General features: G+C 69.8%; 12 protein-coding genes. 9 read left to right on the top strand and 3 right to left on the bottom strand.

What is annotated here, in order from left to right:
• Positions 1 to 5 precede the first annotated feature (5 nt).
• Positions 6 to 1,007, top strand: coding sequence for a methylmalonyl Co-A mutase-associated GTPase MeaB (meaB, locus tag ABZ532_RS10195; protein ID WP_361280871.1), 1,002 nt, complete (start codon positions 6 to 8; stop codon positions 1,005 to 1,007).
• 64 nt (positions 1,008 to 1,071) lie between these two features.
• Here the strand turns inward: meaB and ABZ532_RS10190 are convergent, their stop codons facing one another.
• Positions 1,072 to 1,869: a CAP domain-containing protein gene (locus ABZ532_RS10190; RefSeq protein WP_361280869.1), complete on the bottom strand. Its 798-nt coding sequence runs from the start codon at positions 1,867 to 1,869 to the stop codon at positions 1,072 to 1,074.
• A gap of 618 nt (positions 1,870 to 2,487) precedes the next feature.
• Between ABZ532_RS10190 and ABZ532_RS10185 the strand changes: the two genes are divergently transcribed.
• The 3 genes from ABZ532_RS10185 to ABZ532_RS10175 are packed head-to-tail and all read left to right on the top strand — an operon-like array spanning position 2,488 to position 4,117.
• Complete coding sequence (locus ABZ532_RS10185; protein WP_361280867.1) at positions 2,488 to 2,916, top strand: hypothetical protein; 429 nt, start codon at positions 2,488 to 2,490, stop codon at positions 2,914 to 2,916.
• The gene (locus tag ABZ532_RS10180) at positions 2,913 to 3,143 is read left to right on the top strand and encodes a helix-turn-helix transcriptional regulator (protein WP_361281140.1); all 231 of its coding nucleotides are present in this window, start codon (positions 2,913 to 2,915) and stop codon (positions 3,141 to 3,143) included. The genes ABZ532_RS10185 and ABZ532_RS10180 overlap by 4 nt, the downstream gene beginning before the upstream one ends.
• Positions 3,140 to 4,117: an NAD(P)-dependent alcohol dehydrogenase gene (locus tag ABZ532_RS10175; RefSeq protein WP_361280866.1), complete on the top strand. Its 978-nt coding sequence runs from the start codon at positions 3,140 to 3,142 to the stop codon at positions 4,115 to 4,117. The genes ABZ532_RS10180 and ABZ532_RS10175 overlap by 4 nt, the downstream gene beginning before the upstream one ends.
• A 21-nt stretch (positions 4,118 to 4,138) precedes the next feature.
• Here ABZ532_RS10175 and ABZ532_RS10170 read toward each other — a convergent pair whose 3' ends face one another.
• A complete protein-coding gene (locus tag ABZ532_RS10170) occupies positions 4,139 to 5,608 on the bottom strand; it encodes an FG-GAP-like repeat-containing protein (RefSeq protein ID WP_361280865.1) in 1,470 nt (489 codons plus the stop codon).
• 80 nt (positions 5,609 to 5,688) lie between these two features.
• Positions 5,689 to 7,158 carry an FG-GAP and VCBS repeat-containing protein gene (locus ABZ532_RS10165; protein ID WP_361280864.1) on the bottom strand — a complete coding sequence of 490 codons (1,470 nt, stop codon included), beginning with the start codon at positions 7,156 to 7,158 and terminating at the stop codon, positions 5,689 to 5,691.
• Between the two features lie 204 nt (positions 7,159 to 7,362).
• Between ABZ532_RS10165 and ABZ532_RS10160 the strand changes: the two genes are divergently transcribed.
• The 5 genes from ABZ532_RS10160 (at position 7,363) to ABZ532_RS10140 (ending at position 13,001) form a co-directional block, all read left to right on the top strand.
• On the top strand, positions 7,363 to 8,808 hold the full coding sequence (locus ABZ532_RS10160; RefSeq protein WP_361280863.1) for a DUF6777 domain-containing protein: 1,446 nt from the start codon (positions 7,363 to 7,365) through the stop codon (positions 8,806 to 8,808).
• Between the two features lie 44 nt (positions 8,809 to 8,852).
• Entirely contained in the window at positions 8,853 to 9,314 is a 462-nt protein-coding gene (locus ABZ532_RS10155) for a helix-turn-helix transcriptional regulator (protein ID WP_361280862.1), read from the top strand.
• Positions 9,315 to 9,319: 5 nt separating this feature from the next.
• Positions 9,320 to 9,730 carry a VOC family protein gene (locus ABZ532_RS10150; RefSeq protein ID WP_361280861.1) on the top strand — a complete coding sequence of 137 codons (411 nt, stop codon included), beginning with the start codon at positions 9,320 to 9,322 and terminating at the stop codon, positions 9,728 to 9,730.
• A 152-nt stretch (positions 9,731 to 9,882) separates the two neighbouring features.
• Positions 9,883 to 12,264: an excinuclease ABC subunit UvrA gene (locus ABZ532_RS10145; protein WP_361280860.1), complete on the top strand. Its 2,382-nt coding sequence runs from the start codon at positions 9,883 to 9,885 to the stop codon at positions 12,262 to 12,264.
• Positions 12,265 to 12,422: 158 nt separating this feature from the next.
• Positions 12,423 to 13,001 carry a GNAT family N-acetyltransferase gene (locus ABZ532_RS10140; protein WP_361281138.1) on the top strand — a complete coding sequence of 193 codons (579 nt, stop codon included), beginning with the start codon at positions 12,423 to 12,425 and terminating at the stop codon, positions 12,999 to 13,001.
• The last annotated feature ends 60 nt before the right edge of the window (positions 13,002 to 13,061 follow it).

Raw genomic sequence — 13,061 nt, 5'->3', positions numbered from 1 at the left:
GGCGTATGCCCATCGACATCGACAGCTATGTGAAGGGTGTACTCGACGGGAAGCGGGCGTGGATCGCCCGCGCGATCACTCTCGTCGAGTCCACCCGGCCCGATCACCGCGCACTCGCCCAGCGGCTGCTGACCGAGCTGCTGCCGCACACCGGCGAGGCACGGCGGATCGGCATCAGCGGAGTGCCCGGGGTCGGCAAGTCCACCTTCATCGATGCCTTCGGCACGATGCTCACCGGCTTCGGCCACCGTGTCGCGGTGCTGGCCGTCGACCCCTCGTCCACCCGTACCGGCGGCTCGATCCTCGGCGACAAGACCCGCATGGAACGCCTCGCGGTGGATCCTGCGGCCTTCGTCCGTCCCTCCCCCAGCGCGGGCACGCTCGGTGGGGTCGCCAAGGCGACCCGGGAGTCCATGGTCGTGATGGAGGCGGCGGGCTACGACGTGGTGCTGGTGGAGACCGTGGGCGTCGGACAGTCAGAGACCACGGTCGCGGGCATGGTCGACTCCTTCCTGCTGCTCAGCCTCGCCCGCACCGGCGACCAGCTCCAGGGCATCAAGAAGGGCGTCCTGGAACTGGCCGACGTCATCGCGGTCAACAAGGCCGACGGCCCCCACGAACGCGATGCCCGCGCCGCCGCCCGCGAACTCGCCGGCGCACTGCGCCTGATGCACCCGGCGGACGCCGCCTGGACCCCTCCGGTGCTGAGCTGCAGTGCCCGCGAGTCCACCGGCCTCGACACCGTCTGGGACCGCCTCGAACAGCACCGCGCACTCCTGGACGCGGGCGGCAGACTCGCCGCCAAGCGCCGTGACCAGCAGGTGGAGTGGGCCTGGAGCATGGTCCAGGACGAACTGCTCGGCCGTCTGCGCTCCCACCCGCTCGTACGCTCCCTCGCGCCCGGTCTGGAGCGGCAGGTGCGTGACGGCGAGCTGACGGCCACTCTGGCGGCGGAGCGGATCCTGGAGGCGTTCGGCGGTACGAAGGACCAGGCAGCGGGCGGCTGAGCCGTATGCACGGCGAAGGCCCCGGCCGTCAGCAGCCGGAGCCTTGCGCACGGAGGTCACACGGTCAGCGGGCCGTGCCGAAGTCCTGGGTCCAGTAGTCGTTCGGCTGGGCGAGGCCCACGCCGATCTCCTTGAACTCGCAGTTGAGGATGTTGGCCTTGTGGCCGGGGCTGTCCATCCAGCCCGCCATGACGCTCTCGGGGGAGTCGTATCCGTAGGCGACGTTCTCGCCGTAGGTGCTCCAGTCGTAACCTGCGCGCGTGATCCGGGCGCCCGGGTCCGAGCCGTCGGAGCCGGTGTGGGACATGTTCTTGTGGGAGGCCATGTCCTCGCTGTGGGCCTGGGCGGCCTTGCTCAGCGTCGCGTTCAGCTTCACCGGGGAGCAGCCGGCCTTGCTGCGTTCGGCGTTGACGAGGGCCACGATGCGGGCGGCGTCACCGGTAGCCGGGGCGGCCGGCTTGGAGGCGGTGGTCGCCGGCTTCGGGGCGGCCGGCTTCGTGGTGGTCGGCTTTGCGGCGGGCTTGGCGGCCGCGGGCTTCTCGGCGGGCTTCGAGGCGGGCTTCGAAGCGGTGGGCTTCGGCGTGCTCGCCGCCTCGGAGGCCTCGGCCGACGGGGTGGCCGGCTCCTGGCTCTTCTGGTCGTCCCACCACTTCTTGTGGGAGCCGTCCCAGTTCCACCGCTGGTCGGAAGCGGTGTTCTGCCAGTCACCGCGGTGGCCCTGCCACCGGCCTTCCTGGCCCTGCTGCTGGTTGTCCTGCTGCTCCATGCACGCCATGGCGGCTGAGGGCACACCTACCGCCGCCACTGCGACGGCCGCGATCGTTATCTTCCGGTAGTACGTCTTCCTGCGGTGCTTGCTCATGTGTGACCTCACTCGTGTGCGCGGAGCGTCCCTGTGAGCGGTCAGCCCGGGCACGGAACCTGTGCCTGAGCTGCGGGGACGCCTTTGCGGTCGCCATTGTTAGAAGCGCCGCCAGCGCAGGGCAACGAGTGCTTGTACTACCCCGGCTCGTAGGGTTCGACGGCTCTTGCCAGGGGCGTACGGGCGTGCTGGCCCGCGGGGGGAGGCTTCCGCGAGAACCTGTCGCGCCGTCAGAATCACCCGTGCGACCGCTAAACGGGCGAAAGCGCCGAGTGTGCCGATTGCGATCGAAGACGGTGCGAGACGGGTGCGGGTCAAGACGGACAAATGTCCTTATGTCAGCCCTACGTCATCTACTACCGGTCGTCCTAGTGCGGTGGGTCTGCGTGAGTGATGTCACGCGGCAGGCCGGAAGTGAGGCGGGTGGGGCGGGAACCGGACCAGGCGCGGCGGCGTCAGGGTCTGCTCCGGTGGCGTTGCTCGTGCGAAGTGCGGCTGTGGTGCGGCTGTGGTGCGACTCTGGGCGGGGTGTAAAGAATCCTTGACTTGATGTCGGCTTCCTCTTACATTCCAGATGTCAGGTTTCTTTGACACCGGGTCCATGGGAGGGCACAGGAAATGGCCATCGAGGAGAGACGCGCCTGGATCCTGGGGGTGGTCGCGATCGCCGCGTACTCCGTCTACCTCGCCGTGGTCCTCGGGCGCGCGGAGCAGACACCTCTCGCCGATGTGGAATACGTGCCGGCACTGCTGTGGACCGTCGGCGGCTCGATCGTCGCCTCGATCGCGCTCAGCATCGGGGCGGCGCTCGTCTCGCCCCGGGAGGCCCGTACGAAGGACCAGCGTGACCGGGAGATCCACCGGTTCGGCGAGTACACCGGACAGTCGTTCCTGGCGCTCGGGGCCGTCGCGGCGCTCATCCTGGCGATGGCCGAGGTGGACCAGTTCTGGATCGCGAACACGATCTACCTGGCCTTCGTGCTGTCGGCGGTGCTCGGTTCCATGGCGAAGATCGCCGCCTACCGACGGGGCTTCCAGCCGTGGTGAAACCGACACGTGTCACCAACTCGATCCGTGCCCTGCGCTTCGCCCACGGCGAGATGACGCAGGTGGAGCTCGCCGAACGGATCGGTGTGACCCGACAGACCGTCATCGCGATCGAGAAGGGACGCTACTCGCCCTCGCTCGAGCTGGCGTTCCAGATCGCCCGGGTGTTCGGCGTGCCGCTCGACGAGGTGTTCCAGTACCCCGACAGTGCAGGAGAGGCACCATGAAAGCCATCGTTCAGGACGTGTACGGCTCCTGCGACGTGCTGGAGCTCAGAGACATCGAAAAACCCGCCGCACCGTCGGCCGGCGAAAGAGACGTGCTCATACGGGTACGTGCCGCCGCAGTCGACGCGGGCGTCTGGCATCTGATGCGGGGACGGCCCTATCTGGTGCGCCTCATGGGCTACGGCCTGCGTGCACCCAAGGAGCGGGTCAGGGGCAGGGAGGTCGCGGGCCTGGTCGAGGCCGTGGGCGGCGAGGTGACCCGGTTCCGTCCCGGCGACGAGGTGTTCGGCTTCTGCGAGGGTTCCTTCGCCGAGTACGCGCGGGGGCCCGAGGACCGGTTCGTGGCGAAGCCCGCGAACCTCGGGATCGAGGAGTCGGCGGCCATCCCCATCTCCGGGGTCACCGCACTCCAGGCCGTACGCGACGTGGGTCGGGTGCGGCCGGGGCAGCAGGTGCTGGTGATCGGCGCGGCGGGTGGTGTGGGGACGTACGCGGTGCAGATCGCGAAGGCGTACGGGGCTGTCGTCACCGGTGTGTGCAGCACCGGCAAGACGGAACTGGTGCGGTCGATCGGTGCGGACGAGGTCATCGACTACACCCGGGAGGACTTCGCCGGCGGGCGCCGCTACGACCTGATCGTGGACACCGCGGGCCACCGGTCGCTGACCCGGCTGCGCCGCGCCCTCGCCTCCCGCGGGACTCTCGTCATCGTCGGCAGCGAGGGCGGCGGCCGCTGGCTCGGCGGTACGGACCGCGCGCTGCGGGCGGTACTGCTGTCGCCCTTCACCGGCCGGCGGCTGCGCGGGCTTGTCGCGGTCGAGCGGCTGGAGGACCTGGAGGCCCTGCGCGACCTCGTCGAGGCGGGAAAGGTGCGTCCGGTCGTCGACCGGACACACCCGCTGAGCGAGGTCCCCGAGGTGATCCGCTCCCTGGAGCAGGGCAGTGCACGAGGCAAAGCCGTGATCACCGTGTGAGCCGTGATACCGCGTGCGGTGTCAGCCGGAGATGCGGTAGCCGAAGTTGCCGCCGACGGCCGGACCGCCGAGGACGGCCAGGTCGAAGCTGGTGGCACCGGCGCCGGTGACGCCGGCACCGGTCTGGAGCTTCCAGACCCGGCCCTTGAAGCCGTCCTCGCCGTTACCGCCCACGTACAGCTCGGCGCTGCCGTTCTTGTCGGTGTCGGTCAGGGCCAGCGCGGCACCGAAGTAGTCGTTGTTCTCCGACGTGCTGGGGATGCCCGCGGCGTTCTGGGTGAACGAGGCGGCGCCGCTGGTGGTGAGCCCGGACGCGCTGCCGCGCAGCACGGTGATCGCGCCCGACTTCGCGGTGGTGGCCGGGTCGGAGCCGGTCTCGTAGGACGCACCGATGACGACGTCGTCGTAGCCGTCGTTGTCGGTGTCGCCGACGGCCACCGCCGAGCCGAACTGGTCGCCCGCCTCGTCGATACCCGGGACGCCACTGCTGGCCTGGGTGTAGGAACGGCCGTTGGCGAGGCCGTCGGCGCTGCCGTAGGCCACATAGACCTTGTTCCGGTCGGGGTAGGCGGTGACCAGGTCCTGGCGGCCGTCCTTGTTCAGGTCCCCGAAGGCGTGGCGGGGCTCCGCACCGAAGAGTTCGTACGGTCCGTTGAACGCCGAGCCCTTGACCAGGCCCTTGGTGGAGCCCTTGAGCACGACACCGCTCGTCCTGCCGTTCCCGAGCGGCACCCCGCCGCTGACCACTATGTCGTCGATGCCGTCGCCCGTCGTGTCCCCGACATAGAGGTCGGAGGTGCCGACCTTGTCCAGCTCGTCGGTGTCCCGGGTCCACACACCCGCCGGCTTGCCCGTCGTCCGGTTGATCGGGCCGAGCAGCACGCTGGGGCCGTACCCCAGGCCGAAGTTGCTGCGGCTGACGAAGTCGTCGACACCGTCGCCGTTGACGTCGCCCACCCCGAAGCCGAGACCGAGCAGTTTCGGGTCGGTGGCGGTGTAGCTGCCCCCGGGCATGGCGGTCGCCGCGCCGGTGATGCCGTCCTCGCCGCCCCAGAGCACCATGTTCTTCTCGAACCAGCGGACGACCAGGTCGTCGTATCCGTCGCCGTCCAGGTCGCCGTGGCCCCTTACCTCGCGCCACCGCTCGTCCTCGACGGGGTCACCGGGGACCCCGTCGGTGGCCTTGCTGATCACCGAGGCGGTCTCGTACCGCAGACCGGTAGGGGAACCGTAGGCGACGGTGACGACGCCGGCGCGCTTGACCGCGCCCGCGGGCGCGGTGTGCGCGCCGATGGCGAGGTCCGGGTAGCCGTCGCCGTTGAAGTCGGCCGTGCCGCCCGCCGCGGCTGCGGCCGTGTCGCCGACCGGGGCCGCGGGCTCGGCTGTGGCCTTCGGCGGGGAGCCTGCCGCGGTGGCGGCGGGTGCCAGGGCGGTGACGCCGAGGACGGTTGCCGCGCAGGCGGCGGCAGCGGTGAGCGCCTTGTAGCGCATCTGATCCCCCAGTTGAGGTGGTGCGTCGTGCGGTTCAGAGGTGGTGTGTCGTGCGTGTGACTGTGGTGGGGGGAAACGGCTCAGCCGTTCATGTACGCCCCGTACCACGCGCGGCCCTTGGGCATGCCGAACGCGGTGCCGTTGAAGCTCACCGAGCCGCTGCCCGTGACTCCTGCGGGGCTGCCCGGCAGGATCCAGGCCCGGCCGGTGAACCCGTCCTCGCCGCGTCCCCCGGCCACCAGCTCGGACCTGCCGTCGCCGTTGGTGTCGACCAGGCGGATGGCACTGCCGAAGTGGTCGTTGTTCTCCGAGGCACTGGGCACGCCCGCGGTGTTCTGGGTGATCACCTCGGCGCCCTCGGTGGTCACCCCGCTCGCGCTGCCGCGCAGGATCGTCACGGCGCCGGCGAGGGAGGTCCTGGCGGGGTCGGTTCCGGTCTCGTTGAGCGCGGTCACGGCGAGGTCGCCGAAGCCGTCCCCGTCGGTGTCGCCTATGGACACGTCGTAGCCCCACCAGTCGTTCTTCTCCGCGATACCCGGCACACCCGCGGTCGCCTGACTGTACTTCCTGGGCTTGAGCGTGGTGCTCAGCCCCTTCGGGCCGCCGTAGGTCACGTTGATCCAGCCACCGGTACGCGACTCCGTGTAGCCGTCCTTGTGCATGTTGGCGACGACGTCCTGGTAGCCGTCGCCGTTGAGGTCGCCGAGGGTCTGCTCGTACCCCCACGTGACCTCGCTGGACTTGGCGAGCCCACCGGAGTCGCCGGTCGTGCTGGACGTGCCCAGATAGACGAACGACCTGTACGGACCGGGCGAGGGGTTGCTCATGTCCTGGCCCGACCCGATGAGGTCCGTCCTGCCGTCGTGGTTGACGTCACCGGCGGACACGTCCTGCGTCCTGAACTTGTCCTTGCCCCAGGTGCTGCGGAAGGAGGTCGAGGCGAAGGTGCCCTTGGCGCGGTTGAACGGGCCGTACATGATCGCGATGCCGCCGCTGGTGTGGAACTGGTGCGCGGGGACGGCGATGTCGGTGTGGCCGTCCCCGTTGAAGTCGCCGGTGTCACCGCTGGCGGTCCAGAGGACGAGGTTGCCGAGGTCACTCACCCTCGTGCCGCTGGTCAGACCTGCCGCACTGCCCCACAGCACCGTGAACCCGGCGTCGGAGCCGGAGGCCATGATCAGATCGGCGTAGCCGTCCGAGTCGATGTCCCCGCTGGTGAGGATCCCCCGGCCGAAGCGCTCGTCGGCGACGGGCTCCCCTGGGATGTTCTCGCCCGCCCTGCTGATCACGGTGCCCTTCGCGGGGTCCAGGCCGCTTTCCGAGCCGTACACCGCGGTGATGAAGCCCGCCCGCTCGGCGCCGTTGACCGTGGCCTCGGGGGCGCTGATCACGACATCCGGGCGGCCGTCGCCGTTGAAGTCGTCCTTCGACGTGGAAGTGGTGCGCGGGGCGGTGACGCCGCCCGGGGCCGCTGCGGCCGGAGCCATGCCGACGGTGGAGATGACCGTCGCGGCGCACAGGACAGTGGCTGCGGTGGAGCGCAGATGCACGGAGTAGCCCCTCGTTGACACGGAGAAGGCGCCGGGAAGGCGACCGGTGATCCAGACTCGGGCGGGGTGCGAAGGGTTGTATGAAGATCGGACTCCTTGTCGGTCGAGGCCTGTCAAGCCCCGAGATGCCGGGGAGTGACTCGGCTCTGGAGCAGGCGCTTAATGGAAGGGAGACCCCGGGATCACCGGGAAAGGGAGAGAGCCATGAGTTCCCAGCCGCCCCCATCGGAACGCCCCACCGGACCGCCGTCAGGGCCCCTGTCCGGCTGGTCGGCGAGCGAACCGGGAAAGCAGGTTCCGGAGCCGAACCGCGAGTCCGCGCCGGGTGCGTCGCCTTCGTCGGGCGTGCCGGTCCCGTCGCCTCCGTCGGCCCCGTCGGCCCCGTCGGCCCCGTCGGCCCCGTCGGGCGCGTCGGCCTCGCCCGCCCAGCGGCTCCGCTTCCGGGGCCGCAGCGCCCTGGTGAGCCTGGGCGCCGTGCTGGCCCTGGTGGCGGCGGTGATCGTCTCCTTCGCTCTGCAAGGCGGTGGCGGCAGTGGCGGCGGCACCGGGGGCAAGTCCAAGGGAGAGATCTTCCTTGAGACGACCTCCGCGTCCGGGACGGATCCCTTCACCCCGTCGACGGCGTCCCACCCCGGAAAGGCCGATGAGGCTGTGGAGCCCGTGGCCCCGCCCGCCAACACCGCCAGTGTGGTCAACGGTGCGCACCCGGGCCTGTACGGAGGCACGAAGAACGCCGCGAGCTGCGACGTCGAGAAGCAGATCACGTATCTCACGCGTGAACCGGACAGGGGGAAGGCGTTCGCCGGCGTGCTGGGCATCCGCCAGCCCGAGATCCCCTCCTACCTGCGGTCGCTGACCCCGGTCCGGCTGGGCTGGGACACCCGGGTCACCAACCACGGCTTCACGAACAAGGCCGCCTCCAGCTACCAGGCCACTCTCCAGGCCGGTACGGCCGTCCTGATCGACAACCGCGGTGTACCCCGCGTCCGCTGTGCCAGCGGCAATCCGCTCACACCTCCGGTGACCGTCAAGGGCACGAAGACGTACACCGGACAGAAGTGGGCCTCTTTCCGGCCGGCCGCTCTGGTCGTGGTCAAGCCTGCCGAGAAGCCGATGAAGACCGTCACGCTCTTCGACCACGAGCGCAGGGAATGGCTCGCGCGGCCGAGCGGTGACCAGTCGGCCGGTGAGGACCGTGAGATACCCACCCCGAAGGGCCAGCCTCCGGGGGAGTCGCCGCCCGTCCTGAAGGACGAGCAGTCCCCGGAGGAGCAGCACGAGGAGCAGCCCGGCAAGACGCCTGAGACATCTGAGACGCCTGATACCCCCGGGACCGACGAGCCCCCCAAGACCCCCGAGCAGAAGCCCGAAGAGGAGCCCAAGGACAACCCCGAGGTGAACCCCGAGCAGAAGAAAGAGCCGCAGTCGCCCGAGCAGCAGAAGGAACCGCGGTCGCCGGAGCCCCAGTCGCCCGAGCCGCAGTCCCCTGAACCGAAGTCCCCCGAAGAGCAGCAGGAGCAGCCGCAGGAGCCGCAGCAGCAACCGCAGCAACCCAAGTACGAGGACCAGCTGCCGCAGCTTCCGCAACTGCCCCGGCTCCCTTACCACCCGCCCGGGTCATCGGAGCAGCCGCAGTCGCTTCCGTTCTGAACCATTCGCTGCGCATCGGGACGCGAGATGGCACGATCGCACAGGTGACCAGTAGACCCACTCCCGCGCAGCAGCGGCTGAAGGACCTCGCGCTGCTGCGCCGGGTCCGCGACCGGATGGACCGGGAGTACGCGCAGCCGCTGGACGTCGAGGCGCTGGCGCGCGGGGTGAACATGTCGGCCGGGCACCTCAGCCGCCAGTTCCGGCTCGCGTACGGCGAGTCGCCGTACGGCTACCTCATGACACGGCGCATCGAGCGGGCGATGGCGCTGCTGCGCCGCGGGGACCTCAGTGTGACCGAGGTCTGCTTCGCGGTCGGCTGTTCCTCGCTCGGCACCTTCAGCAGCCGCTTCACCGAGCTGGTCGGCGTGCCGCCCAGCGTCTACCGGCGCCAGGCGGCGCTCGCGACGGCTGGAGTGGCGGGGATTCCGTCCTGCGTGGCGAAACAGGTGACGAGACCGGTCAGGAATCGAGAAGCGCCCTCCCCTGCCCCGCGCCTAGCGTGAGCTCCATGGACATCACCATTCACGCGAGCTTCCTTCCCCACGACGACGCGGACGCCGCTCTGGGCTTCTACCGCGACATCCTCGGCTTCGAGGTCCGCAAGGACGTCGGATTCGGCGGAATGCGCTGGATCACCGTCGGCCCCGCCGACCAGCCCGGCACCTCCATCGTCCTGACGCCCCCGGCCGCCGACCCCGGCGTCACCGACGAGGAGCGCCGTACCGTTGTCGAGATGATGGCCAAGGGCACCTACGCGGGCATCCTCCTGGCCACCCCCGACCTCGACGGCACGTTCGCACGGCTTGCGGCCAGTGACGCCGAGGTCGTACAGGAGCCGACCGATCAGCCGTACGGCATCCGGGACTGCGCCGTGCGCGACCCCGCGGGCAACATGGTCCGCATCCAGGAACTGCGCTGAGCCGGACCGCCGGGCAGCCGCCCGGCGGAAGACCGGCCTCCGGACAACCGCACCGCCGACGACCGGGCCGCTGAACCGGATCGCCGGACACCGGGCCGCCGGACAACCGAACCGCTGAACCGGATCGCCGGACAAATGGAGAGACAGAGACGATGAGCAAGGCCCCCAAGGCGGACGCCCTGCACGCGGCCGACAGCCACGACATGATCCGTGTGCACGGCGCACGCGAGAACAACCTCAAGGACGTCAGCATCGAGATCCCGAAGCGCCGTCTGACGGTGTTCACCGGGGTCTCCGGTTCGGGCAAGAGCTCGCTGGTGTTCGACACGATCGCCGCGGAGTCGCAGCGGCTGATCAACGAGACGTACAGCGCCTTCGTCCAGGGCTTCATGCCGACGCTGGCGCGCCCCGAGGTGGACGTACTCGACGGGCTGACGACCGCGATCACCGTCGACCAGCAGCGGCTGGGCGCCGACCCGCGTTCCACGGTCGGCACCGTCACCGACGCCAACGCGATGCTGCGCATCCTCTTCAGCAGGCTGGGCCGGCCGCATATCGGCCCGCCCAGCGCCTACTCCTTCAACGTCGCCTCGGTCCGGGCGACCGGGGCGATCACCGTGGAGCGCGGCGCGAAGACCAAGGCGGAGAAGGCGACGTTCAACCGCACGGGTGGGATGTGCACGCGCTGCGAAGGCCGGGGCAAGGTCTCCGACATCGACCTCACCCAGCTCTACGACGACTCCAAGTCGATCGCCGACGGCGCGTTCACGATCCCCGGCTGGAAGTCGGACAACGTGTGGACGGTCGGGATCTACGCCGAATCGGGGTTCCTCGACCCGAACAAGCCAATCCGCAGCTACACCAAGAGGGAGATGCACGACTTCCTCTACCGTGAGCCGACCAAGGTGAAGGTCAACGGGGTCAACCTCACGTACGAGGGGCTAATCCCGAAGATCCAGAAGTCGTTCCTGTCCAAGGACAAGGAGGCGATGCAGCCGCACATCCGGGCGTTCGTGGAGCGGGCCGTCACCTTCACCACCTGCCCCGAGTGCGAGGGCACCCGGCTCACCGAGGGCGCCCGCGCGTCGAAGGTCGCGGGCATCAGCATCGCCGACGCCTGCGCGATGGAGATCAGGGACCTGGCCGAATGGGTACGCGGCCTCACGGATCCCTCGGTCGCCCCGCTGCTCACGGCGCTGAGCGGGACCCTCGACTCGTTCGTGGAGATCGGCCTCGGCTATCTGTCGCTGGACCGGCCGTCGGGCACGCTGTCGGGCGGCGAGGCGCAGCGCGTCAAGATGATCCGCCACCTCGGATCCTCGCTCACGGACGTCACGTACGTCTTCGACGAGCCCACCACGGGCCTGCACCCGCACGACATCCAGCGGATGAACAACCTGCTGCTGCGGCTGCGGGACAAGGGCAACACGGTGCTCGTCGTGGAGCACAAGCCCGAGGTCATCGCGATCGCCGACCATGTCGTCGACCTCGGTCCCGGCGCCGGTACGGCGGGTGGCACCGTCTGCTTCGAGGGCACCGTGGCGGGGCTGCGGGCCGGCGACAGCATCACCGGCCGCCATCTCGACGACCGGGCCGCCCTCAAGGAGACGGTCCGCGAGTCCACCGCGGCGCTGGCGATCCGGGGAGCGACGGCGAACAACCTCCAGGGCGTCGACGTCGACATCCCGCTCGGGGTGCTCACCGTGATCACGGGTGTGGCGGGTTCGGGCAAGAGCTCGCTCGTGCACGGCTCGGTTCCCGCCGACGGGGGTGTGGTGTCGGTCGACCAGGCCCCGATCCGCGGTTCACGACGGAGCAACCCGGCGACGTACACCGGACTGCTGGAGCCGATCCGCAAGGCGTTCGCCAAGGCCAACGGGGTGAAGCCGGCACTGTTCAGTGCCAATTCGGAGGGTGCCTGCCCGACCTGCAACGGCGCCGGCGTCATCTACACCGATCTGGCGATGATGGCCGGGGTCGCCACGACCTGCGAGGACTGCGAGGGGAAGCGGTTCCAGCCCTCGGTGCTGGAGTACCACCTCGGCGGCCGTGACATCAGCGAGGTGCTCGCGATGTCCGTGACGGACGCCGAGCGGTTCTTCGGCGCCGGCGAGGCGCGTACCCCCGCCGCGCACAAGATCCTCGAACGGCTCGCGGACGTCGGGCTCGGCTATCTCAGCCTGGGCCAGCCGCTGACCACGCTGTCCGGCGGCGAGCGGCAGCGGCTCAAGCTGGCCACGCACATGGGGGACAAGGGCGGTGTCTACATCCTCGACGAGCCGACCACCGGACTGCACCTCGCGGATGTCGAGCAGCTGCTCGGTCTGCTCGACCGGCTGGTCGACTCGGGCAAGTCGGTGATCGTCATCGAGCACCACCAGGCGGTCATGGCCCACGCGGACTGGATCATCGACCTGGGTCCCGGCGCAGGCCACGACGGCGGCCGGATCGTGTTCGAGGGCACCCCGTCCGACCTGGTCGCGGCCCGCTCCACCCTCACGGGCGAGCACCTTGCGGACTACGTCGGCGCGTAGGTCAGGGCCCCTCGTCTCCCGCATGGCCAACCCCGGCCGCTGGACGGACTCCAGCGGCCGGGGCAGCCGGTTCTCCGGCTAAATCCAGGTGTCAGACCGCCCGTGTCTGCTGATGATGGGATGCCCATCCTGTTTGCTACTGGGGAAGTTGGATGCACATGTATGTGCCCGTGACCTCTCAGCCGGTCATGACGGAGCGGTTGGCCCTCCGCCTGTTCACGGCGGATGACATCGACGACATGTACGCGTACCAAGGGCTGCCTGGTGTGGCCAGGTATCTGTACCGGCCACCGCGTGACCGCGCGCGCTGCGCCGAGGTGATCGAACGTATCGGACAGGGCACTTACTGGAAGGAGGACGGCGACAACCTCACGCTGGCGGTCTGCCGCCGCGACGCCCCCGGGGTGATAGGCGAGGTCCAGGTCACGTTGTCGAGCGCCTCCGCCGGGCAGGCCGAGATCGGTTGGGTCTTCCATCCCGCCCACAGCGGCCGTGGTTACGCCACGGAGGCCGCGCTCGCACTGCGCGACCTGGCCTTCCGGGAGCTGTCCGTGCACCGCTTGTACGCCCGCCTCGACGCGGAGAACGCGGCGTCGGAGCGGATCTGCGAGCGGCTGTCGATGCGTCGTGAGGCGCACCTGATCGAGAACGACCGCAACGACTGGGGCTGGGGCAGCGAGTACGTCTACGCGATCCTCGCCCGGGAGGTCGGCTTCCCAGGGATGAACGTGGCCTGACGCCGCACCGGCAGTGCGGTTCAGCGGCTGCCGGGGTTCGCGGGAAGGGGCGGCCCGGAA

The organism is Streptomyces sp. NPDC019396 (assembly GCF_040632375.1).
Classification (GTDB): domain Bacteria; phylum Actinomycetota; class Actinomycetes; order Streptomycetales; family Streptomycetaceae; genus Streptomyces.
This window is presented reverse-complemented; position numbering and strand designations above follow the sequence as displayed.

Excerpts from the sequence above, each read along its gene's own strand:
- ABZ532_RS10140 (WP_361281138.1), top strand. The coding sequence starts at position 12,423 with ATGTATGTGCCCGTGACCTCTCAGCCGGTCATGACGGAGCGGTTGGCC.
- ABZ532_RS10160 (WP_361280863.1), top strand. The coding sequence starts at position 7,363 with ATGAGTTCCCAGCCGCCCCCATCGGAACGCCCCACCGGACCGCCGTCA.
- ABZ532_RS10145 (WP_361280860.1), top strand. The coding sequence starts at position 9,883 with ATGAGCAAGGCCCCCAAGGCGGACGCCCTGCACGCGGCCGACAGCCAC.
- ABZ532_RS10190 (WP_361280869.1), bottom strand. The coding sequence starts at position 1,869 with ATGAGCAAGCACCGCAGGAAGACGTACTACCGGAAGATAACGATCGCG.
- ABZ532_RS10170 (WP_361280865.1), bottom strand. The coding sequence starts at position 5,608 with ATGCGCTACAAGGCGCTCACCGCTGCCGCCGCCTGCGCGGCAACCGTC.
- ABZ532_RS10185 (WP_361280867.1), top strand. The coding sequence starts at position 2,488 with ATGGCCATCGAGGAGAGACGCGCCTGGATCCTGGGGGTGGTCGCGATC.
- ABZ532_RS10150 (WP_361280861.1), top strand. The coding sequence starts at position 9,320 with ATGGACATCACCATTCACGCGAGCTTCCTTCCCCACGACGACGCGGAC.
- meaB (WP_361280871.1), top strand. The coding sequence starts at position 6 with ATGCCCATCGACATCGACAGCTATGTGAAGGGTGTACTCGACGGGAAG.
- ABZ532_RS10175 (WP_361280866.1), top strand. The coding sequence starts at position 3,140 with ATGAAAGCCATCGTTCAGGACGTGTACGGCTCCTGCGACGTGCTGGAG.